Here is a 20,553-nt window from a genome sequence, read left to right on the forward strand (position 1 = left end):
CCACCGGCTCCGAGGTCGGCCTGGCGATGGACGCCGCCGAGGCGCTCACCGCCAAGGGCAACGCGGTGCGCGTGGTGTCGATGCCCTCCACCGACACCTTCGATGCCCAGCCCGCCAGCTACCGCGAGGCGGTGCTGCCGGCCGGCGTGACCCAGCGCCTGGCCATCGAGGCCAGCCACCGCGACTTCTGGTACAAGTACGTGGGCCTCAATGGGCGCATCGTCGGCATGGATGGCTTCGGTGAGTCCGGCAAGGCAGGGGACCTGTTCCAGCACTTCGGTTTCACCGTCGACAATGTCCTTGAGCAGGCCGAAGCGCTCTTAGGAAGCACTGAATAATTGCCTGCGTAGCTCAATCGCTGCGTTGACAAGCTCCGGGGACAAGGCGAAGCGAGGGTCTTTTGCCATGGATGGCAAAAGTAGCGCCCATGGAAGGGTTTACAGCGCCCTCGCGAAGGCTTGACGCCGGACAGCAGGGTTGTGAAAGCAGCGCTGAGTCCGACTGGCTCCTGATTCCAGGACCGACATAGAGGATCCGGCCGGCGCCGATTTCTCGATGCCGAGACCAGCTTGACTGGCGGCGCCTGTCGTCGCCGCATACAATGATCCGACTGCGGCCTTGGTCGCAGTCATTGTTCTCAGGGCGGGGTGAAAGTCCCCACCGGCGGTGATGGCGACTTTTGCCTCAGCCCGCGAGCGCCCGGTCCGGTTCCTGCGTCTCTTTCCTGGCGACGCGGCCATGATCGGGGTCAGCAGATTCGGTGCGATTCCGAAGCCGACGGTGATAGTCCGGATGGAAGAGAACGGCTCCGTTGACGGGTGCTCGCACCCGGCGATTGGTTCCGCATGCCCTGATTCTGGTTATGATAAACGAGGAAGACCATGAATCAGTCCACCCCCAGTCAATCCCCACGTATTGCCTTTATCCAGGCCAGCTGGCACAGCGATATCGTCGGCCAGGCCCGTGAGGCCTTCATCACCACTCTCGCCGAGAAGCACGGCATCGAGGCCGACCGGATCGAGGTATTCAGCGTCGCCGGCGCCTACGAGATTCCCCTGCAGGCCAAGTTGCTGGCCAAGAGCGGTCGCTATAACGCCATCGTTGGTGCCGGTTTCGTGGTCGATGGCGGCATCTATCGCCACGACTTCGTCGCCCAGTCGGTGATCGACGGCATGATGCGGGTGCAACTCGACACCGAAGTCCCGATGCTATCAGTGGTGCTTACTCCGCATCATTTCCACGAGCATGCCACCCACACAGCGTTCTTCCACGAGCACTTCGTGACCAAAGGACGTGAGGCCGCCGACGCTTGCGCCATGACGCTGGAGAACCACCGTAAGGCACGGCAGCTGGGCGGCTGACGCATACTACGCTGCGTCCTCCCCCGGACACCTCAACGACACTGCCCGGCACTTGGCCGGGCAGTGTCGTATCAGATGGGATGGGTGTGCCCAGGTGCTTGAAAAGGAGCCCTATTGCTGCGCGAGCACGAAGGGGGCGGTGTACTGATCCACGTTATCCGCGGTGACGAGGAGGCAGTCGAAGAGGTGCTTCTCACCACTAAGGCCGGTCTCACCAGTACGGATGTACTCGTCTGCCATGCGAACCGCCTGCTCGGAGAAGATAGCCACCGGCTGCAGGACCGTGTAGGCCATCTCGCCGGCCTTGACCGCATCGATCGCGTCGGGCGAGCCATCGAACCCACCGACCACCACATCGTCGAGCTTGCCGGCTTCCTTGAGCGCTGCGATCGCACCGAGCGCCATCTCATCGTTGCCGCTGATCACCCCCTGGATGTTGGGATTGGCCTGCAACAAGCTCTGCATCTTGTTGTAGCCCTGGGTGCGGTCCCAGTTGGCGACGTCCACGCCGACCCGCTCCAGGCTCGGGTACTGACTGAGCACGGTTTCGTAGCCGTTCGAGCGCGTCGCGGCGTTATTGTCGGAGGGCGCGCCCTTGAGTTCGACGTACGTCGCCTCGTCGCCGATTTCCTGCACCCACTGCTGGGCGCCCAACGCCGCCCCCTGAGCGTTGTTGGATACGAGTTGCGCCTCGGCCAGCCCCTGCTGGTTGATCTCGGCATTGACGACGAACACCGGAATCCCGGCGTCGACGGCCTTGCGCACGGCGCCGATGGAACCGTCGGCGTTAGCCGGGTCGAGGATGATCGCCTTGGCCTGGTTGGTGATCGCGGTATCGATCTGCCGGCTCTCGGCGTTGGTATCGCCTTTGTGGGAACTGACATTGGCCTCATAGCCCAACTCCTCGGCGGTCTCGCGGGCGATCTTGCCCTCGGTGAACCAGTAGGGGTTGGAGTTGTCGTTGACGATGATCGAGATGAGCCCCTGATCCTGGGCCGAGGCGGCTCCAGCGAAGAGCGGAGCGCTTACGGCGAGGGCTGCAATCAGCAGGCGCTTTCCTTTCATGAACATATTGGATCACCTTTACTGTTATGTTTGTGATTCATGGTTGTGTTGCCGATTTGACGGCGGTGCTTTCCGCAGCGAGGTCCGTCTCGCGGGACGTGGCCTCCCGTTGCGGAGAAGACGTTTCGCCACCGGAAGGCGCCGGGCGCTTCTTCCGGCCACGGTATTGGATACTGTTGAGCAGCACGGCGAGAACGATGACGGCACCCGTGAACACGGTCTGCCAGTAGGACGAGACGCCGATGATCACCAACCCGTCGGACAGGAAGCCGATCACGAATGCCCCGAGCAACGTGCCCCGCACGTTGCCACGGCCGCCGGTCAGCGCCGCACCGCCGATGACCACGCCGGCGATGGCGGTCAGTTCGTAGGTGGTACCCGCCGTCGGTCCTGCCGAGGTCAGCTGCGACGACAGCACCAGGCCAGCGATGGCGGCGCAGATCCCTGACAGCACATAGACCGTCACCTGCACGCGCTTGACCGGCACCCCGGACAGTTCCGCCGCCCGGGCGTTGCCGCCGGTGGAATAGACCCAGCGGCCGAAGGGGGTGCGTGTCAGCGCCAGCATGGCGGCGATGGCCACGGCCGCCATGATCAGCACACCGACCGGCACGCCGAACAGCCGATTGAAACCGAGCCAATCAAAGCCGGTATTGCCGAGTTCCGGGCTGCCGCCGAGGTTGTTGTAGGTAAGGCCATCGGTCATAAGCAGGGCGACGCCGCGAGCGACGTAGAGCATGCCCAGGGTGGCGACGAATGCCGGCACCTTGAAGTAGGCAATGAGTACGCCGTTGATCGCGCCAACGAAGGCCCCTAGCGCGCAAGTCAGGACGACGACCGCCCACACCGGGGGATACACCATGACGCCGAAGAACTCGAACGACACCCCCTGCATCAGGAAGCCGGCGAAGACACCCGCGAACCCCAGCGTCGAACCCACGGACAGGTCGATGCCGCCGGTGAGGATGACCAGCAGCATGCCGATGGACAACAATCCGAAGATCGCCACATGCGATGACATGGTCAGGAAGTTGTTCGCCGAGAAGTAGACCGGCGACAGGATCGAGAAGATGATGATTATCGCGATCAGGGCGAAAAACGCCCTGCCCTCGAGCAGCAGGCGTCCCAGATCGAGGCCGCCACCGGACGATCCCGGTTGGGAGCCATTTGCGGCTTGGCTGACGTTGGTCATTGTTATGTACTCCGCTATTCGTGTGGATCACGCGACCACGGCTTCACCCGAGGCGGCCATGATCTCTTCTTTAGTGACGTCGGCACCGAACTCCGCCGAGATCCTGCCGCGACTCATCACCACGACCCGGTGAGCGATGCTCAGGCACTCGCCGACCTCGGAGGTCGAGAAGACGACGGCCAGCCCCTGCCGCGCTCCTTCGCTGAGTAGCCGAAACACCTCGGCCTTGGCACCGATGTCGATACCGCGACTGGGCTCGTCGAGCAGTACGACCCGGGGGTGCGTCGCCAGCATCTTGCCGATGACGACCTTCTGCTGGTTGCCGCCCGACAGCGAGCCAATGTCGGCCCCGCCACCGTCGGTCTTGATATGCACGTTGCTGATGGAGGCCTCGACGACCTCCTGTTCCCGCCGGCGCGAGGTGAAGAGCCACTGCGTGAACGCGCCGATACTGGCCAGCGAGAGGTTCTCTCCCACCGACATCGTCTGTACGAGCCCGTCGCGCTGGCGGTCCTCGGGCACCAGTACCAGGCCCTGCTCGATGCGCTCGGCGATGCTCAGACTCGAAACGTCACCCCCCTCGAGTACGACACTGCCTCCCGTCAGCGGGATGCGACCGGCGACGCTCTCGAGCAGCTCGGTGCGCCCAGCGCCCATCAGGCCGTAAATGCAGACGATCTCGCCAGCCCGCACGTCGAGGGATAACCGGTCGACGACCGATCGATCAGGCACCGAAGCGTCCGCGACGGACACCTCGCGAAGCGACAGCGCAACGTCTCCCATGCGGTAGCCGGTGGGCGGCGAGCCGAGGTCGAAGCCCTCGCCGACCATGTTGCGCACGATCCACTCCAGGTCGATGTCCTGGCGCTGGGCGTAGGCCGTCATGATGCCGTCGCGCAGCACCACCGCGTGGTCGGTGATCTGCAGCGCTTCCTCGAGATGGTGAGAGATATAGACGATCGAGACGCTGCGGCTCTTGAGATCGCGGATCACCCGAAACAACACCTCGACTTCCGAGGCGGAGAGCGCCGAGGTCGGCTCGTCCATGATCAGGATTCGCGAGTTCGCCGACAGCGCCCGTGCGATCTCGACGATCTGCTGCTGCCCCAGGCGCAGGTCCTCCACCAGGGTCAGCGGATCGATGGGCTCATCCAGTTCCTCCATCAGCAGACGCGTCTGGCGCTCCTCCTCGGCATAGTCGATGTTGGTCGGCCCACCCAGCTCGCGCCCCATGAAAATGTTGTCGCGCACGCTGAGATTGGGCGCGAGACTCAGCTCCTGATGGATGATCGAAATGCCGAGACGTTGTGCCTCGGTGGTCGAGGCGACACTCACCGGTCGACCATCCAGGAGGATCTCGCCTGATGTCGGCTGAAGCACACCCGACAGGATCTTCATCAACGTCGACTTGCCGGCACCGTTTTCGCCGAACAGGGTGGTGACTTGACCGCGATGGATATCGAAGTTCACCGTCTTCAGGGCATGGACATTGCCGAAGGACTTGGCGATGTGGCGTGCCGACAGGATGACCTCGTCGGCGGTGTCTTCTTTGATAGGTGTCTGACTCATAGCATGCTCATCCTTCATCAAGGGATGTCTGGCTCACTGCACGTTCAGCCGGACCGGCGTCACTAGCCAGTTGTGAGGATTGATCAGCTTGAAGACTCCAGTGACCGAAATGGTCTTGCCGGTCAGGTCACCGGTGTCGATATCCGACAGCACCTGCTGCTTCATCTCGTCGTTGATCGCCGCAGCGGCATTCTGGTACTCGATCTGGTTGGTGAACTGGCCGAATTGGATGGTGCCGGTGGCATCACGCAGATCGGCCCCGTTGATGGCTGGCCCGGTCTGCACCCGAATCGTCAGATCCTCGGGAACGCCTTCGACATCGACCGTGTAGATGCCGCCCTTGCCTTCCCCGACCACGCCGGAGAAGCTGAGGGGAATCACCGGGCCAATGCCGGCCGGCTCGCCATAGCGCTCGCCGGCCGCAGTCTTGTCCTCGGCGATGGCGGCCGCCAGCTGGCTGACCTCGACGGCACGCTCCTCGACGCTGGTCCGAACGATGGGAAACTGCTCCGCACCGAAGCGTTCGGCCGAAAAGCCGTCATCGCGCAGATCCGCTTCCGATCCAATCTTCACGACCTTGGTGTCCAGGGCCATGGCACCCAGCAGGACGATCGCGATACCGATTGCCGTGGCGAGTCCACGCTTCTTTCTGGGGCGAGGTATCGGTCCGGCGTTGACTGATGCGTTCATGGTGAAAAGACCTCTTGTTGTTGGAGTGTCTGCGCTGGCACAAGCGGCGGGCCGGGCTCAGGAAGTGGCGACGCTGTCGGCCCTGGCGTCGGCCTTGACGCCCTGGGGCGCGTCGACTTCCCGCGCCACCCAGGCCTCGACCCGCTCGACCTCCGCATCGCTCATGACCAGGTAGAGCTTGGTGCGTCGCTCGAGAATGTCGGCGGCGCTGCGCGCCCACTCATGTTCGATGAGATGGCGAGCTTCCACGGCATAGAGATCGGCCCCCAGGTGCTCGCCCAGGTCCTCGTGACTCCTGGCGTCGCCGAGGATCTGTCGGGCGATGGTGCCGTAGAGGCGGGCGTAGCGGGTGGCGGTGGCCTCCTCGAGCCAGGGATAGTCGCGCTTGAGGCCCTTCAGGAAGACCTCGAAGTCGGCCCCCGGCATGTCGCCGCCAGGCAATGGCGCGGTCTCGTTCCAGGCCTTGCCCATCTCCGGGAAGTAGGGGGCAAGCTTTTCCAGACCGTGCTCGGCGAGCTTGCGGTAGGTGGTGATCTTGCCACCGAACACCGACAGCAGCGGCGCCTTGCCATTCTCGTCGGAGACATCGAAGACGTAGTCGCGGGTCACCGCCGAAGGATTGTCCTGGGAGTCATCGAATAGCGGACGGATACCGGAGAAGCTCGTCAGGATGTCGTCATGGGTATAGGGGATCTTGAAGTAGCGATTGACCACGCCGAGCAGGTAGTCGATCTCCTCCTGGTCGATGGCCACCTTTTCCGGGTCGCCCTCGTAGAGGATGTCGGTGGTGCCTACCAGCAGCTTGTCGCCCTCGTAGGGGTTGACGAAGATCACCCGCTTGTCGTCGTTCTGCAGCAGGTAGGAGTTGGCGGTGGCGTAGCGCTTGGGCAACACGATATGGCTGCCCTTGACTAGCTTGACCCTGTCCTTGCTGACCCCGTCCTTGCCTCCCTGGTCGACGAAGGCGCCCTTGAGCACCTTGTCCACCCAGGGGCCGGCCGCGTTGATCACCGCCCTGGCGGCGAGGGTGGTGATCTCTCCGCTCTCGGTGTCGGTGAGCTCGACTTCCCAGTGATCGGCCAGCCGGGTGGCCTTGGTGCAGGCGGCACGGGTGTAGACCTTGGCCCCGAGGCGTTCGGCGTCGAGCGCATTGAGAACGACCAGACGGGCGTCGTCCACCCAGCAGTCGGCGTACTCGAAGCCCTTGGAGAAATCGTCCTTGATCGCCTCGCCCTCCGGGCAGGTACGCAGGTTCAGGCTACGGCTACCGGGCAGCAGGTCGTCCTTGCCGCCCAGGTGGTCGTAGAGGAACAGGCCGGCCCGGACCAGCCAGGCCGGGCGCTGTTCTGGGCTGTGGGGCAGCACGAAACGCATCGGCCAGATGATGTGTGGCGCCTTCTTCAGCATGACGCTACGCTCCTTGAGCGCCTCACGCACCAGACGGAACTCGTAGTACTCCAGGTAACGCAGGCCGCCGTGAATCAGCTTGCCGCTGCGCGATGAGGTGCCCTGGGCCAGGTCGTCCTTCTCGCACAGGACGACGGACAGGCCGCGACCGGCGGCGTCCCGGGCGAAGCCCGCTCCGTTGATGCCGGCGCCGATGATCAGCAGGTCGTAGAGGGGACGGCGATCGCGCGTCTGGGTCTCGGCGGATGAATCGGACATGGTTGCCTCCAGTCGGGGAAAAACGTGGGCCACTTCAGCGTTCGGCGGTGACGCGCTCGAGATGGCGCCAGAAGCCGTCCGAGTTGGTATAAGAACGGCGGTAAACCCCGAACAACCGCTCGTAGAGGTTCTGCAGGGCGGGATCGGGCGCCACGTACTCTTCGGCCAGGAAAGGGGTCACCCAAGTCTGACAGGCCTCGGCCAGGTCGCGGTGGTGCCCCAGGCACAGGCTCGCCACCATGGCGGCGCCGACCGCGCCGGTTTCGCCCCGGGTCATGGTGCGTACTGGAACCCCCATCACTGAGGCGAGGATGGTGCACAACGTCTTGCTCTGGGCGGCGCCGCCGGTCAGCCGCAGCTCCTCCGGGTGGGCCTCCAGAGCGTGGTAGCAGTCGCGAGCGGCGAAAGCGACGCCCTCGTAAATGGCCCGCGCCATGTGCAGATGGTTGACCTCGGTGGAGAGTCCCAGGAACTGGGCCCGGGCACGGGGGTTGAAGAAAGGACCGCGCTCGCCGTTGGTACAGATGAAGGGGTGATAGACCACCCGCCCCGGCTCGGTTCCGGCCAGCGCCGCGTCGAGCCGTGGCAACAGACCCTCGGCGGTCAGCGGCGCTTCGCCCAACGCCTTGAGCATCTCGTTGAGCCCCTTGACGAACCACTCCAGGTTGAGCGTGGCGGCCATGTTGGAGCACAGCTGGACCCAGGTGTCGGGCGCGACGCAGGGCATGGTGTAGCAGGAGTGGTTGCTGAGCACGATGTCGCGCAGGTTCTCGCGCACGCACAGGTGAGCCCCGGTGGTGCCGATGATGCTGCAGGTCACCCGCTTGCCGGGCTCATAGACACCGGCACCGAGGGCGGTGGCCAGCATGTCGACCGGCGCCAGCACCACCGGTGTGCCCGCGGCCACACCGATCTCCCGGGCCACTTCAGCGCCGAGGTCGCCATGTTCGCGGCTGCCGTCGAGAATCCGCGGCAGTCGCTCACGGTACTTGGCCAGACCGAACTGCTCGAGCACCTCGTCCGAGTAGTCGCCGCTGCGAAAGTCACCGTACGTCCAAAGCGCCTCGGCCGGGTCGGTGGCACGATCTCCGGTAAGGCAGAAATACAGCCAGTCCTTGCAGTGGAAGATGGTGGCCGCTGCGGCGATGCGCTCGGGATCGTGACGATCGAGCCAGCTTAGCTGCCCGCTCTGGATCGACTGGTTGAGCCCGGTACCGGTACGGCGATAGGTCTCGGGACCGGTGCTGGTCGCCCGCCAATGGGAAACGATGTCGCTGGCGCGACTGTCGAGCCACAGCAGGGCATCTCCCACGGGTTGTCCCTGGTCGTCGATCATCCAGGTACCGTCGCCCTGGCCGGTCACCGCGATGGCAGCAAGCCGCGGAGCGAGTACCGGATGCTCGGCAAACAGGTTCTTGAGAGTGGCCCGGGCAGCCTCCCAGGTACCTGAAAGGCTCTGCTCGACGCCCCCGCCGGGGCGGGTCTCGAGTCGATTCTCGCACTGGGTCTTGGCCAGCTCCCGGCCCAGGCGATCGAAGGCCACCGCCTTGATCACCGAGGTGCCAGCATCCAGACCGACGATCACGTCATCGGCATGGGGCACCTCGCCCCCTTTATCAGCCATGGGCGTGTCTCCTGATGTTGTCGTTGTTCTATTCGTTTTCGTTGTCGTGATGGCGTGGGCTGGGCCTACCGTGGCTACGCATCGCCCTCGTCTAGCAGAGCAAGCACCTGGCGAGCGACGATCTCGTCGGTGATCAGCCCCTTGAGCAGGCCGCTGCGTAGCACGGACAGGGTGGCATGCACCTTCTCCTCGCCACCGGCGACGGCAACGATCTTGTGTTCACGTAACTGCTCCAGGCCCAGCCCCAGGGTGCGGCTGTTGATCTCGCAATCCACCAGGTTGCCATTGGCATCCAGAAACTGGCCCAGAAGTTCCGCCTCGGCGCCGGCCTCAGAAAGCTTGCGGCAATCCTCGGCATCGATTTCCCCCAGTTCCTTGAGCAGGGAATGCCCCTGGGACGGCACAGCCCCCAGCCCGACCATGGTCAGATCGGCCGAAATGGCGATATGGATCACGTCCTGGACGCTGCGTTGTTCCATCAGCACCCGCTTGTGCTCGGCGGTATCGGCAAACAGCGGCACCGGCAACAGGTACCCCTCGCCTCTCGTCTTGTCGACCAGGCGGTGAATGACGTCATAAGGGTTCAGGGCCATCTTGCGTACCACGCTGCCCAGCACGGGGACCATCTTCAGCTCGGGGTAGTCCATCTGAGGGAGACTGTTGACCATCTCCGACAGACTCCGCCCCCAACCCAGTCCCAGCACCTCGACGTCCTTGGCATCCAGACGACTCTTCAGGTAGTGGGCGGCGGCCATGCCCAGGTTGGCGAACTGATTGACCCCTTCCTCCACGGGCATGGCAGGCACCACGGAACAAACCTCGAGGTTCATGCGTTGCTTCAGTTCGTCTTCCAGCTTCAGCAGGTCCTCGGGAGAGCCCTGAATGAAGACCTTGACCGCTCCCATGTCGTGGGCCATCGCGATCAGCCGATGCACCTTCATCCGCGACACCATCAGACGATCGGCGATCTCGGCCTGGGTATAGCCACCGACATAGGAAAGCCATGCCGCCCGCAGGGCCAGGTCCTTTTCGCTATGGCTCGTGTGGTTGTTCTTCATCGCTCGCTTCCGTTTTGAAATTTTTTTCAGCAGCTGTTAAAAATAACGCTAGTGAACATTTTGGGGGGTGTCAACCCGTTTTCCAAACCTTCCGGCGCCCCCGCGAAATCGCCGCAGGAAGCGGAAGGCACGCAGTGGTATCCCCCGATTTACGCCGGGACCCGACACAACAACACTGGAGGTCAACGTGCTCAAGCTCGCCACCAATCTGACGTTCATGTTCACTGAGGTGCCCTTCCTGGAGCGTTTCGCCCGGGCTCGGGCAGCGGGGTTCCGCTATGCCGAGTTCCATAACCCTTACCCGTTTTGTGAAGACATCGAGGAGATCCGCGACGCAGCGAACCGGGCCAAGATAGAGATCGTTCACTTCAATCTGCCAGGCGGGGACTGGGAGGCGGGAGAGCGCGGTATCGCGGTATTGCCCGACAGAACCGACGAGTTTCGCGAAGGCGTGGACGCCACCATCGAGATCGCCAAACAGCTCGGCTGCGCGCAACTCAACTGCCCTCTGGGCTACCCGCGCGACGACTTGTCCGAAGAGATGCAGTACAGGACTCTGATCNCTCTGATCGACAATCTGCGCCATGCCACCGAAGCCACGGCACAAGCCGGCATACAGTTGATGGTGGAGCCGCTCAACCCAATTACCCACCCCGGCTACCCGCTGGTGAACACGGCCCAGGCCGCCACCCTTCTGGATGCCGTCGGCCACCCCAACCTGCTGATCCAGTACGACTTCTATCAGATGCAGCGCTCCGAAGGAGAGCTTATCGAGACGGTCCGCCGCTACGACGAGCGCATCGGCTTCATCCAATTGGCGGACACGCCGGGCCGGCACGAGCCAGGAACTGGCGAGATCAACTATCGCTTCCTGTTCGCCGAGCTCGAACGCATGGGCTTCGATCGCTACGTCTCGCTGGAGTACAGCCCCAGCGGCACCACGGAAGACTCGCTGCACTGGATTCGCGACTACGGCATCCAACACGGCTGAGCCAAGTATCCCGTTGCCCCCACAACCGACCACACCATAGGAGCACGCCATGACGACGCCATTCTGGGTAGGCACCAGTTGGAAGATGAACAAGACATTGGGCGAGGCGGCCCACTATGCGGAGGCCCTGCGCGGGGCCAGCCTGTTTCGGGACGAACGCCTGCAGGGCTTCGTAATTCCGCCCTTTACCGCCCTGAGCAGCGTGTGCCGATCCCTGGCCGAAGCGCCGGTGATGGTAGGCGCCCAGAACATGCACTGGGCCGAACGAGGCGCCTTCACTGGTGAGATTTCACCGCTGATGGTTCAGGACTGCGGCGCCGATATCGTGGAGCTGGGGCATTCCGAGCGCCGCGAATATTTCAACGAGACCGATGCGGCCATCAACCGCAAGGTCAAGGCCGCCCTGGCCCACGGGCTGCGCCCGTTGATCTGTGTTGGCGAGACGGCCGAGGAGAAACGCTTGGGAGTCGCCGTCGATACCGTGATCCGCCAGTGTCGCATCGCCCTCAACAGCGTCGCCGATGAGGATCTGGACAAGATACTGATCGCCTACGAACCGGTATGGGCCATCGGCGAGCATGGCACTCCAGCCACCGCCGATGACGCCGGCTGGATTCATCGCCATATCCACGAGGCACTGCCAACGACGCCCCAAGGCACTTCCATTCCCGTGCTTTATGGCGGCAGCGTCAATCTCGAAAACTGTGCCGCCTTGGCCGCACTGCCGGAAGTCTCCGGGCTCTTCATCGGGCGCTCCGCCTGGCAGCCCGAAGGACTGCTGGCGATCGCGGAGCGAGTCGTCGCAGCCAGGTTCGGAGGCTGAGCCCCACTCTACCGGACTGGCCACGCTCCTCATTCCACTGGTGTGCGGTCGCCGGCATTCGACGCTACGCCAGGAGGAGAACGTGTTTCTTCAGCGCGAGGTCTATTGACGTTGATCGGAAGACGCTTCGCTGAGTGGACTCTCCTCAGCGTGAGTGGCTCCACTATCCAGTTCCAATCGTGCCCGCTCGAGCAGCTCGGCAGGCAGTTCCTTTTTCACCGCCACGCCCAGTTCCTTGAACTCGGCAGTCTGCTTGATCAGGTTGCCTTTGCCGTTGACCAACTGCCCCATGGCCTTGTCGTAGCTCAGGCGCGCCCCGTCGAGCTTCTTGCCGACGTCCTCCATGCTGTTCAGGAAGGTGGTCAGCTTGCTGTAGAACTTCTCGGCGCGCCGGGCGAGCTCAGCGGTATGCTTGCTCTGGTCCTCGAAGCGCCATAGCTGGCGCACGATATTCAGGCTGGTGAGCAGCGTGGTCGGGGTGGCGACCAGCACGTTGTTCTCGATGGCGCGCTGGTAGAGGCTCTCGTCGAACTTGAGTGCTTCGACATAAGCCGATTCCACGGGGATGAACATCACCACCACCTCAGGCGAATTGAGCCCCGGCAGGTCGTAGTAGTGGCGATCGGCAAGCTCGCTGATGCGGTCGGACACCGCCTGGCAGTGTTCGGCCAGGGCCTGGCGACGTTCCCCCTCGTCGTCGCTGTTCACGTAACGGGTATAGGCCGCCAGCGAGGTCTTGGCGTCGATCACCAGGTGCTTGTCCTGAGGCAGGTAGACGATGGCATCGGGGCGCTGACGACCGTCCTCGGTATTAAAGCTGACCTCGCGCCGATAGTCCTTGCCCAAGCGCAGGCCAGCACCGTCCAGCACGTTCTCCAGCATCAGCTCGCCCCAGTTGCCCTGGATCTTCTTCTGCCCCTGCAGCGCCGTGGTCAATTTGTCTGCCTGGTCGGTGATCGCGCGGTTGAGATTCTGCAGATGTTGTAGCTCGGTGCGCAGTTGCACACGCTGCTCGGTTTCCTGCTGGTGGATCGCCTCGACCTTCTCGCGAAAACCTTTCATCTCGCTCTGGATCGGCTGCAACAGGCCGCTGATGTTCTTCTGCGACAGCTCCGAGAACGCCCTGCCCTTGCGCTCGAGGATCTCGTTGGCCAGATTCTCGAACTCGCGCTTCAACTGATCGCGGCTCTCCTTGATCAGCTCGAGTTGTTCGCGGAAATGCGCCTCCTTGAGCGTCAGTGTTTCCGACATTCTGGCTCTTTCCTGGCGCAGGCGCTGTTCACGCTCCTGCAGCTCGATCAGTCGCGACTGCAGTGTCTCTCCATCGCGGCGCACCTGATCCAGCGCCTGGCGCGCCGCGTCACGCTCGGATTCCAGCCGTGCCTGGCCAACGTCGGCCTGCGCCACTCGCTCTCGCCACGCCGCGATTTCGGCACGTTTCGCTTCCATGCGGCGCCCCGCCCGCCAACTCGCCAGAGCCCAGGCAACCACGAAGGCCAGCAGCGCTGCCAAGGCACTTATCATCATTGGGTCGAGCGGCGTCATACTTTCTTCCTATCAGTCTGCTGCGCAATGCAGGCCATGGTAGCGCATCGGCCAGAACATGGACGGTCATCACGATTCCTGACGTTGCACAACAAGAGGAGGCCACGGGCATGGCGCATATAGAGGGAATCGCTCGGCGTTGTCTATCCCTTGCGACTCCTGTCGATCTCGGCCTGCAGCGCCTGCATCAGCTCCTCGATGCTATTGATGCCCTGCTCCTTGAGCGAGCTTTCCATCTCGAGCTTGGTTGCCACACTGGGCGGCATGGGCCGTTCAGACGCCTTTCGGCCGCCCCGGCGAAAGCCGGCCTGGATCGGCTCCAGCATGAAATCGATCTCTTCCTGGTCCAGCTTTTCAGGGTCGAAGTGGCCACCCACGGCTTCCAGCAGCATCTCGCCGTGCTCGTCACCTCGCCCGGCGACGGCTTCCTTGAGCGCTTCGAAACCACCGGGGCCACCGATATCCTCCGGCGGGCAGGCCATGGCGCCATCGATCAGCCGTGGGCAGGGGTTGGTCTCGGCGAGGCCGGTCTCTTCCACCACGATGCGATGCACCCAGTCGTCGCCAAAGTCGTAGAGGTAGTGGAAGGTGTTATCCTTCAGCCGCGAAGCGATAGTCTTGAGCTTGGCGTTGCGCGCCAGCGCGATGGGCCGGTCGCTCCAGTCGTCCGGCTCGCCGTAGTAGCGGCCGTTGCACTCGAATTCGAAGAGGTGGCAATCGCACCAGCCCATAGCGGCCTGGATGACCTCGTGCAAGCGGTGCAGGTTGATCTGTTCGGGCACCAACACGCGGCGCCAAACCAGGGGATCGGTGTCGAGCAGTTCGATACGAAGGCGAATATCAGGCATGGTGAGGGGGTTTGATCAGGCTCTCGGCCGGAATGCCGAACAATTGGTGAAGTTTCCAGACCATGGCGAGGGTCAGGTTCCGCTTGCCATTCAGGATCTCATAGACGCGGTTGCGTTGGCCAATGGCGGGTTCGAGATCCTTGGGCGTGAGACCCTGCTGTTCCATGCGAAACTTGATGGCCTCGATGGGGTCCGGCAGGTCCACGGGAAAGTGCTTGGCCTCGTAAGACTCGACCAGCGTCATGAGGATCTCGAAGCGGTCGCCTTCCTCGGTGCGAATGGGGCGAATATCCAAAAGCGCTTGATCCTCGGCAACTGAAGTTGAAGTCGGTAGCGGTCACGGACATCTCTGGAGGTCGACAACTCGATCAGTGTGTCGCATGGCAACTAGGCAACATTACCATGGCTATGGCACCCTCCCTGACAGTTCATGATTAGGCAGACCAGCATCATGGAGACTCCTCCGTTAACCGAAGCACAGAGCGACGCCCTGCAGGCATTTCTCGACCTCTCGATCCGCGTCATCCTCGACAGCGAAGACAGTCAGACCTATTTCCGCTGGGTCACTGAGCAATTGCTCTCCCGCCCCGCATCGCAGCAGGATCAGGAGACCATTGCCACCTTTCACTGGCTGGCACGCAGCCTGTGGAATAGCACGCCGCTGCCCGGTAACCACTTTCGCCCGCGACCACTACCTGACCCCGGCCGCAACGATCCCTGCCCCTGCGGATCAGGCAAGAAGTTCAAGCGCTGCTGTGCCAATGGCGACATTAACAAGGACATCGATCCCGACTTGATCATGTCGATGGTGCTGGACCATCTGTCGCCGGCGCAACGCAAGCAGGCAACCCTGCACGCCCCGGTCGATTTCCAACTGGCCCTGGCCGAATACGAGCTGGAACAACACCACCCGGGACGTGCCCGCGATCTACTACTGGCCATGCTGGCCTCGCCACCGCGCAACGATTTCCAGCACGCAAGTGCCATTGAGCTGTTGGCCCGTAGCTACCACGAGTTGGGGCACCATCGGGCAGGTCAGAGGAAGTTGCATGAAGTTGCCAAGGACAATCGAGGGTTACCGGCCTGTGCGGCGCTGCATATCCTTTCGGCCCTGGAACTCGAAGCCGGCAGACCGCAGGCGGCCTTGCCCCTGATCGAACGTGCCAACCGCGAAGCCCCCGACCAGGTCTATGGCGGGGTACTCGAGGTCATGGCACTGACCGAACTCGAGCGTGTCGACGAAGCAACACAGCGCGCGGCCCACTGGCGGGGAATCGCCGAATCGCAAGGCCGGGAGGAAGCGGAACTATTCCGAGCCTTGGAAACAGCACCGTTCGAGGCCATCACCGAAGATAAAACAAGTGGCAACGAGGGGAACGTCGCCACCGATGAGTTAGTCGCCATCCTGGATGCCGCTAATGCACGCCCCCTGCCCAAGGCACGCTTCGACACCTGGCCCAGTGAAGCAGGCAAGGTTCCCCATGCCCTCCAACTTCCCGAGGCGGTCGCCCGAGCCGAAGCCGACTGGTACGCTCAACATCTGGATGACAACGCTCATGCCGATACCGACACCCAGTGGCTCGAGCGCCATCCGGCAGCCCTCGACAGCCTGGCCATTCTCGAGGAAATGCTTGGGATGCTCGAGCCTATACCTCTTGAAGAAATCGATGTCGGGCCACTGCTCCAACGCCTGGAGCAGCGTCGCGATAAGTTGGCTGCACATTACCTCGGCGCCCTATCGGACAACGCCGTGCTGCCTTGGGGCTGGCTGGAGAACCGCCCTCTGCTGCGCACCCTGTATGAGCAAGCGCTGGATAGCGAAGACCACGATCCAGACCTGGCCGTGGAGAAGATGCAACGCTTGCTCGTGCTGACCCCCACCGACAACCAGGGCGTGCGCTTCCCGCTGATCAATCTGCTGCTCGAACTGGATCGCAACCAGGAGGCGCTGGCACTCGCCGAACGCTATCCCGAGGATCCTTACCCTGAGACCACCTTCGGCAAGGTGCTCGCGCTGGTACGACTGGGGCGTATCGTCAAGGCGGAACAAGCCTTGCGTGACGCCCATCGGCTGCTGCCCAGGGTCATCGATTACCTGGTACCGGCCAGCAAGAAGCCACCCAAACTTCAGCTCGACTACGTGACGCTAGGTGGCCCCGACCAGGCCTGGTGGTACCGAGAGGCGATGCGCCCGGAATATGAGCGTACCGCCGGCATGCTGGAGTGGCTGAAGGACAGGAAAAAGCGCATCAAGGCAGGACGTTAGCCAGGGCCACCATCCAACCCCAACCGTGCCCGTTCGAGAAGATCGGCGGGCAGTTCCTTGAACTCGGCGGTCTGCTTGAGCAGGTTGCCGTTGACCAGTTTCCTATCGGTCAGCCATGCAAGTCGGACCATGGTAACGCGATTCATCGGTGTTTCACGTCTCCCACAGACGGCGGATCAGTACCGGCTGGCGTGGTAGCAGTCCGACTCTAAGTCCCAGTGGTCGAAAGACACGATTCATGACGGGCAGCGTAGTGTTGCCGACGTCCCGCTCGATATCAGAGAGTGTGCGGCGACTGATACCCACCAGCCGGGCATAGTCGCTCTGCGACATCCCCAGCACTTCACGGCGCAGCGTGCGTAACAATTGCCCTTCGCTCAATTGGCCGTCCAGCAATTGCCGGGTGAGTGCCAGTAAGCGGGCTTCGCGTTCGTCAGGGGTCAGCGCTTTATGTTTCATGCCAACCCCCAGCGCCTGAGCTTGTCATCCAGATAGATCAAACCGACCGCGGGCATCGACAGGATACGCGCCGGTACCCCTCTCGCCTTCAATCGTTCATGAAGCCCCAGCAACCCAACGGCCAGAGACTTGAGCTCCTCCATCAATCGCTCTGGAGGAACCAGGTCCGCCAGTTCCTTGGCGATAGCTCGCCAGTCGAAGTGCCCTCCCTCCTCGAATGGTGAGCCCCAGCGGGTCGAACGCGTGACGCCTTCGGGATCGGCCTTCATGGGGGCGAAGTCATAGACCGGCGATAGCCAGATTCCCTCAGGTCGTTTCAACAAGGCGGTATTGCGGCCATGGTTGTCGGAATTGCCGAACGCTACATTCAATAGGTCGCGGCGCACCCATTCGATAACGAAAGCTTCGCGATCAAACGTCTCACCGAGTTCCACCACCCGGTATTGGTTGACGAGCCGGTCGGCGATCTCTCTTATGACTTGGAAATGATTCAGGAAGGCTCCGGGTGGTTGTCCGAGCAGGGCGTAGACGGACTCGAGCCCGTAACGTTCCAGACGTCCATGGCGGGGAGCGACATCAAAGCGGGGCAACCATAGCGAGGGGTAGCGCTCTCCCTCTATCAACTGCATGCCTTCGCTATGGATGGTATCCACGCCTAACGCAACAAGCTCCTGATAATAGTGATACTCGGCACGCAGGATGTCGCAGTCATCGTCGCTGCGGCGAGCACGGGGAAACTTGACCAGATAATGGGAATCGAGATTCTTGGGGTCGTCCTGCCAGGTATCGATCCACACCTCGTTTTCTAACGAGCGGCGCAGCAGCAGCTTGGGTGCTTCTCCTCCGGCGCCGGTGGCCCCACCACTGGCGGCCCCCATCTGCTGGGCATATTCAAGGAAGTCGCTGTGCCGCTCCACCACCTCGGCAACGGAAAACCTTAGGCTGTCGAGCCGACTGCCGACCGGGCGTTCCGGCACAGCTTCCTTGATGCGCAGGTTGCCGACCGGGGCGATGGTGCCATGACGCAGCAGTTCATGATCCTGTTGGGCCTCGGAGAGTCCCTGTAGCCCCAAGTGCCGCACCCAGAAGCGGCGGCTGGCGCCCGACGGCATGATATCCTCCAGGAAGCCGAACCATCGAACAGCATGATGCTTCGCCATGAGTTCCACCGGCAATGTCAGGCTGCACGCATGCTCGTCGTCACGAAACAGCCACTCCAGCGCATAGTCTTGCCAATAGCCCAGTTGCACCGGGCCGTTGCCTCCCCTTTCCGGTTCGGGAATTTCCAGAGTGGCGGCATTGTGCCATTGGCCATGGTGGTGAATCTGTAAGGTCAGGGACATTGGGCGACATCAGTGAGCAGTAATTTGCTCAATTATAGTTGTTGCCATGATAATTGCGCAGAATTTCACTCAAAAAAGTTCATGTACTTATTTTTTGAGCATTATACTGCTCACTTTTCATGTACATTGACGACGGCATCCAGACCCGAGTTCTGTTAATTTGTTCGAGAAGCCGGCTCCACGAACCGAGTCTCGCCTGCCAATAACAAGGAACTCCCATGCTCTACCGAGACTTCGCCACCCAGGAACAGATCGACGCCCAGTACGACCCGATGCGTGGTCGTGACAGGGCGGCACTGCTCGCTGACTGGCAAACGCGTAGTGCGGCGACGCGCTCGCGCCTGATGGTGCGCGAGGATCTGGCCTATGGCCCGTCGCTGGCGGAACGCCTGGACCTGTTCCCGGCGCAGAAGGCCAATGCGCCTCTGCATGTGTTTTTCCACGGCGGTTACTGGCGTTCGTTGAGTCACAAGGAGTTCTCGTTCGTCGCTGAACGACTGGTAGAGGCAGGGATCAGTGTGGCGGTGGTGAATTACGCGCTATGCCCGAGCGTGCCGTTCAGCGAACTGGTGCGCCAATGCCAGGCATCGCTGGCCTGGCTGTATCGCCATGCCGACGAGTTGGGAGCCGATGCAAGGCGTATTACGGTATCCGGTCATTCTGCAGGAGGACATTTGTGCGGCATGTTGATAGCGACCGACTGGGAGGGTGTATTCGGCTTGCCCAACGACCTGATCAAGGGCGCGCTGGCAATCAGCGGGCTATTCGATCTGCGGCCGTTTCCGTATTCCTGGCTTCAGCCCAGTCTGCAGCTCACGGGGCGTGAGGTGACGGACTATAGCCCACTGTTCCTGCCACCCCGGGTATCAGCACCAGTGATCCTGACCGCCGGCAGCGAGGAACCTTCTGAATTCGAGCGCCAGATGAATACCTATGCCGAGCATCTACGCGTACGCGCATATGGCCTGGCGGTGGAGGCATCGCTCAAGGAAGGCGACGACCACTTCTCGATCCTCGAGCACTACGTTCGCTCCAACGGCGACTTCATTACCGCCATCGAGCGCTTCAACGACTGAAACGCGACTACCAGTAGCAGCGGCTCAGTCTTGGGGCACCACGGCGGTGGCTTCGATCTCGACCTTGGCACGGTCCTCGATCAGGTCGGCGACCTGGACCATGGTCATCGCTGGAAAGTGCTTGCCCAGCACAGCGCGATAGGCACTGCCCACCTCCTTGAGCCGCTCCAGGTATTCGCGCTTGTCAGTGATGTACCAGGTCAGCCGCACGATGTGCTCCGGTCGAGCATCGGCCTCGACTAGAATGGCGACGATGTTCTCCAATGCCTGACGGATCTGCGCGACGAAGTCGTCGCTCTCGAAGACCTGGTCCTGATTCCAGCCGATCTGCCCGCCCACGAACAGCAAGCGACCTTCCGCCAGCATGCCGTTCGCATATCCCACGGCGGGTTTCCAATGGGCGGGGTGTAGCAACTCATGGGCCTTGAGTGATGGCATGGCAAGGATCCTTATGAAAGCTCGGTGACGAGACGCTGACGCATGGCATCAGGCCAGGGAATGGGGCGACCGCTGTCCATGTCGACGAACACCAAGGTCAACCGGCAACTCAGGCGGGTTTCATCTTCGCATCGGGCGTGGATGGACAGCGTTAGACTGGTCGAACCCACCGCCGTCGGCACCAGGTTGAATTCCAGCTCGTCGCCGAGGCGGCTGGGCGCATGGAAACGGGTCTCGAGCGATACGGTGGGTACCCCCACGTGACGTTCGACATGCATGGCCCGGAAATCGACTTCCACTACCTCGGCGAAGAAATCCTCGACCACCGAATTGATCATCTCGAAGTAACGCGGATAGAAGACGATGGCCGCCGGATCGCAATGCTGAAAGCGTACCTTGCGCCGCGTGATGTATGGCATGTGATCTCCTTCCCCAAGGTTTGTCAGAAAAGTCGCCGAGCGATAGCCAGACAAGGCAAAAATCAGCGAGAAAGCGGAGTTTACGTGGTTGTAAATGAGCATTTTGAGCTGATTTTTAACG

General features: G+C 62.2%; 21 protein-coding genes and 1 riboswitch. Of the genes, 6 read left to right on the forward strand and 15 right to left on the reverse strand.

The features are described from left to right. Window positions 1-338: transketolase-like TK C-terminal-containing protein (locus tag IE093_RS10755; RefSeq protein ID WP_308427199.1), on the forward strand; the 338-nt coding region annotated here is incomplete at its 5' end. A gap of 291 nt (window positions 339-629) precedes the next feature. After that, a riboswitch (FMN riboswitch) is annotated at window positions 630-808 on the forward strand. A gap of 73 nt (window positions 809-881) precedes the next feature. Beyond that, on the forward strand, window positions 882-1,361 hold the full coding sequence (locus IE093_RS10760) for a 6,7-dimethyl-8-ribityllumazine synthase (protein ID WP_189469016.1): 480 nt from the start codon (window positions 882-884) through the stop codon (window positions 1,359-1,361). A 111-nt stretch (window positions 1,362-1,472) separates the two neighbouring features. Here IE093_RS10760 and IE093_RS10765 read toward each other — a convergent pair whose 3' ends face one another. From IE093_RS10765 to IE093_RS10795, 7 genes are all read right to left on the reverse strand, one after another. Continuing rightward, the gene (locus tag IE093_RS10765; RefSeq protein WP_189469018.1) at window positions 1,473-2,432 is read right to left on the reverse strand and encodes a D-ribose ABC transporter substrate-binding protein; all 960 of its coding nucleotides are present in this window, start codon (window positions 2,430-2,432) and stop codon (window positions 1,473-1,475) included. A 31-nt stretch (window positions 2,433-2,463) separates the two neighbouring features. Next, window positions 2,464-3,618, reverse strand: a complete 1,155-nt coding sequence (locus IE093_RS10770; RefSeq protein ID WP_189469019.1) for an ABC transporter permease — start codon at window positions 3,616-3,618, stop codon at window positions 2,464-2,466. A gap of 27 nt (window positions 3,619-3,645) precedes the next feature. Next, window positions 3,646-5,187 carry a sugar ABC transporter ATP-binding protein gene (locus IE093_RS10775; RefSeq protein ID WP_189469022.1) on the reverse strand — a complete coding sequence of 514 codons (1,542 nt, stop codon included), beginning with the start codon at window positions 5,185-5,187 and terminating at the stop codon, window positions 3,646-3,648. Window positions 5,188-5,220: 33 nt separating this feature from the next. Next, window positions 5,221-5,877, reverse strand: a complete 657-nt coding sequence (locus tag IE093_RS10780; RefSeq protein ID WP_189469024.1) for a DUF2291 family protein — start codon at window positions 5,875-5,877, stop codon at window positions 5,221-5,223. A 57-nt stretch (window positions 5,878-5,934) separates the two neighbouring features. Continuing rightward, entirely contained in the window at window positions 5,935-7,542 is a 1,608-nt protein-coding gene (locus IE093_RS10785; RefSeq protein WP_189469026.1) for a glycerol-3-phosphate dehydrogenase, read from the reverse strand. Window positions 7,543-7,576: 34 nt separating this feature from the next. Further along, complete coding sequence (locus IE093_RS10790; RefSeq protein ID WP_189469028.1) at window positions 7,577-9,166, reverse strand: FGGY-family carbohydrate kinase; 1,590 nt, start codon at window positions 9,164-9,166, stop codon at window positions 7,577-7,579. Window positions 9,167-9,240: 74 nt separating this feature from the next. Then, a complete protein-coding gene (locus tag IE093_RS10795; protein ID WP_189469030.1) occupies window positions 9,241-10,224 on the reverse strand; it encodes a sugar-binding transcriptional regulator in 984 nt (327 codons plus the stop codon). A gap of 217 nt (window positions 10,225-10,441) precedes the next feature. On the opposite strand from IE093_RS10795, the gene IE093_RS10800 reads away from it, so the two are divergent. Both IE093_RS10800 and IE093_RS10805 read left to right on the forward strand, forming a co-directional pair. Further along, a complete protein-coding gene (locus IE093_RS10800; RefSeq protein WP_422730977.1) occupies window positions 10,442-11,215 on the forward strand; it encodes a hydroxypyruvate isomerase family protein in 774 nt (257 codons plus the stop codon). A 49-nt stretch (window positions 11,216-11,264) separates the two neighbouring features. After that, window positions 11,265-12,038: a triose-phosphate isomerase gene (locus IE093_RS10805; protein ID WP_189469034.1), complete on the forward strand. Its 774-nt coding sequence runs from the start codon at window positions 11,265-11,267 to the stop codon at window positions 12,036-12,038. A gap of 102 nt (window positions 12,039-12,140) precedes the next feature. On the opposite strand, the gene IE093_RS10810 is transcribed toward IE093_RS10805, so the two are convergent. The 3 genes from IE093_RS10810 to IE093_RS10820 form a co-directional block, all read right to left on the reverse strand. Continuing rightward, the gene (locus IE093_RS10810) at window positions 12,141-13,583 is read right to left on the reverse strand and encodes a DNA recombination protein RmuC (RefSeq protein ID WP_189469036.1); all 1,443 of its coding nucleotides are present in this window, start codon (window positions 13,581-13,583) and stop codon (window positions 12,141-12,143) included. A gap of 143 nt (window positions 13,584-13,726) precedes the next feature. Then, the gene (locus IE093_RS10815) at window positions 13,727-14,431 is read right to left on the reverse strand and encodes a plasmid pRiA4b ORF-3 family protein (protein ID WP_189469038.1); all 705 of its coding nucleotides are present in this window, start codon (window positions 14,429-14,431) and stop codon (window positions 13,727-13,729) included. Next, window positions 14,424-14,726 carry a helix-turn-helix domain-containing protein gene (locus IE093_RS10820; RefSeq protein ID WP_422730974.1) on the reverse strand — a complete coding sequence of 101 codons (303 nt, stop codon included), beginning with the start codon at window positions 14,724-14,726 and terminating at the stop codon, window positions 14,424-14,426. The genes IE093_RS10815 and IE093_RS10820 overlap by 8 nt, the downstream gene beginning before the upstream one ends. Before the next feature lie 135 nt (window positions 14,727-14,861). Here IE093_RS10820 and IE093_RS10825 point away from each other — a divergent pair, with 135 nt between their 5' ends. Beyond that, window positions 14,862-16,697, forward strand: coding sequence for an SEC-C metal-binding domain-containing protein (locus tag IE093_RS10825; protein ID WP_189469040.1), 1,836 nt, complete (start codon window positions 14,862-14,864; stop codon window positions 16,695-16,697). Here IE093_RS10825 and IE093_RS10830 read toward each other — a convergent pair. Genes IE093_RS10830 through IE093_RS10840 form a run of 3 tightly spaced genes read right to left on the reverse strand, consistent with a single transcriptional unit; the run spans window position 16,694 to window position 18,499 of the window. After that, complete coding sequence (locus tag IE093_RS10830; protein WP_189469041.1) at window positions 16,694-16,843, reverse strand: hypothetical protein; 150 nt, start codon at window positions 16,841-16,843, stop codon at window positions 16,694-16,696. The two genes, IE093_RS10825 and IE093_RS10830, sit on opposite strands and share 4 nt — an antisense overlap. A gap of 7 nt (window positions 16,844-16,850) precedes the next feature. Continuing rightward, window positions 16,851-17,156: a helix-turn-helix transcriptional regulator gene (locus IE093_RS10835; RefSeq protein ID WP_189469043.1), complete on the reverse strand. Its 306-nt coding sequence runs from the start codon at window positions 17,154-17,156 to the stop codon at window positions 16,851-16,853. Further along, window positions 17,153-18,499 (reverse strand): type II toxin-antitoxin system HipA family toxin, encoded by a 1,347-nt coding sequence (locus IE093_RS10840; protein ID WP_189469045.1) that lies wholly within the window; start codon window positions 18,497-18,499, stop codon window positions 17,153-17,155. Before IE093_RS10840 ends, IE093_RS10835 begins: the two co-directional genes overlap by 4 nt. Before the next feature lie 218 nt (window positions 18,500-18,717). Between IE093_RS10840 and IE093_RS10845 the strand changes: the two genes are divergently transcribed. Then, window positions 18,718-19,575, forward strand: coding sequence for an alpha/beta hydrolase (locus IE093_RS10845; protein ID WP_189469047.1), 858 nt, complete (start codon window positions 18,718-18,720; stop codon window positions 19,573-19,575). Window positions 19,576-19,599: 24 nt separating this feature from the next. Here the strand turns inward: IE093_RS10845 and IE093_RS10850 are convergent, their stop codons facing one another. Continuing rightward, complete coding sequence (locus tag IE093_RS10850) at window positions 19,600-20,013, reverse strand: RidA family protein (RefSeq protein ID WP_189469050.1); 414 nt, start codon at window positions 20,011-20,013, stop codon at window positions 19,600-19,602. Between the two features lie 11 nt (window positions 20,014-20,024). Further along, window positions 20,025-20,432, reverse strand: a complete 408-nt coding sequence (locus IE093_RS10855; protein ID WP_189469052.1) for an acyl-CoA thioesterase — start codon at window positions 20,430-20,432, stop codon at window positions 20,025-20,027. Window positions 20,433-20,553 lie beyond the last annotated feature (121 nt).

It is taken from the genome of Litchfieldella qijiaojingensis (assembly GCF_014651875.1).
Taxonomy (GTDB): Bacteria; Pseudomonadota; Gammaproteobacteria; order Pseudomonadales; family Halomonadaceae; genus Litchfieldella; species Litchfieldella qijiaojingensis.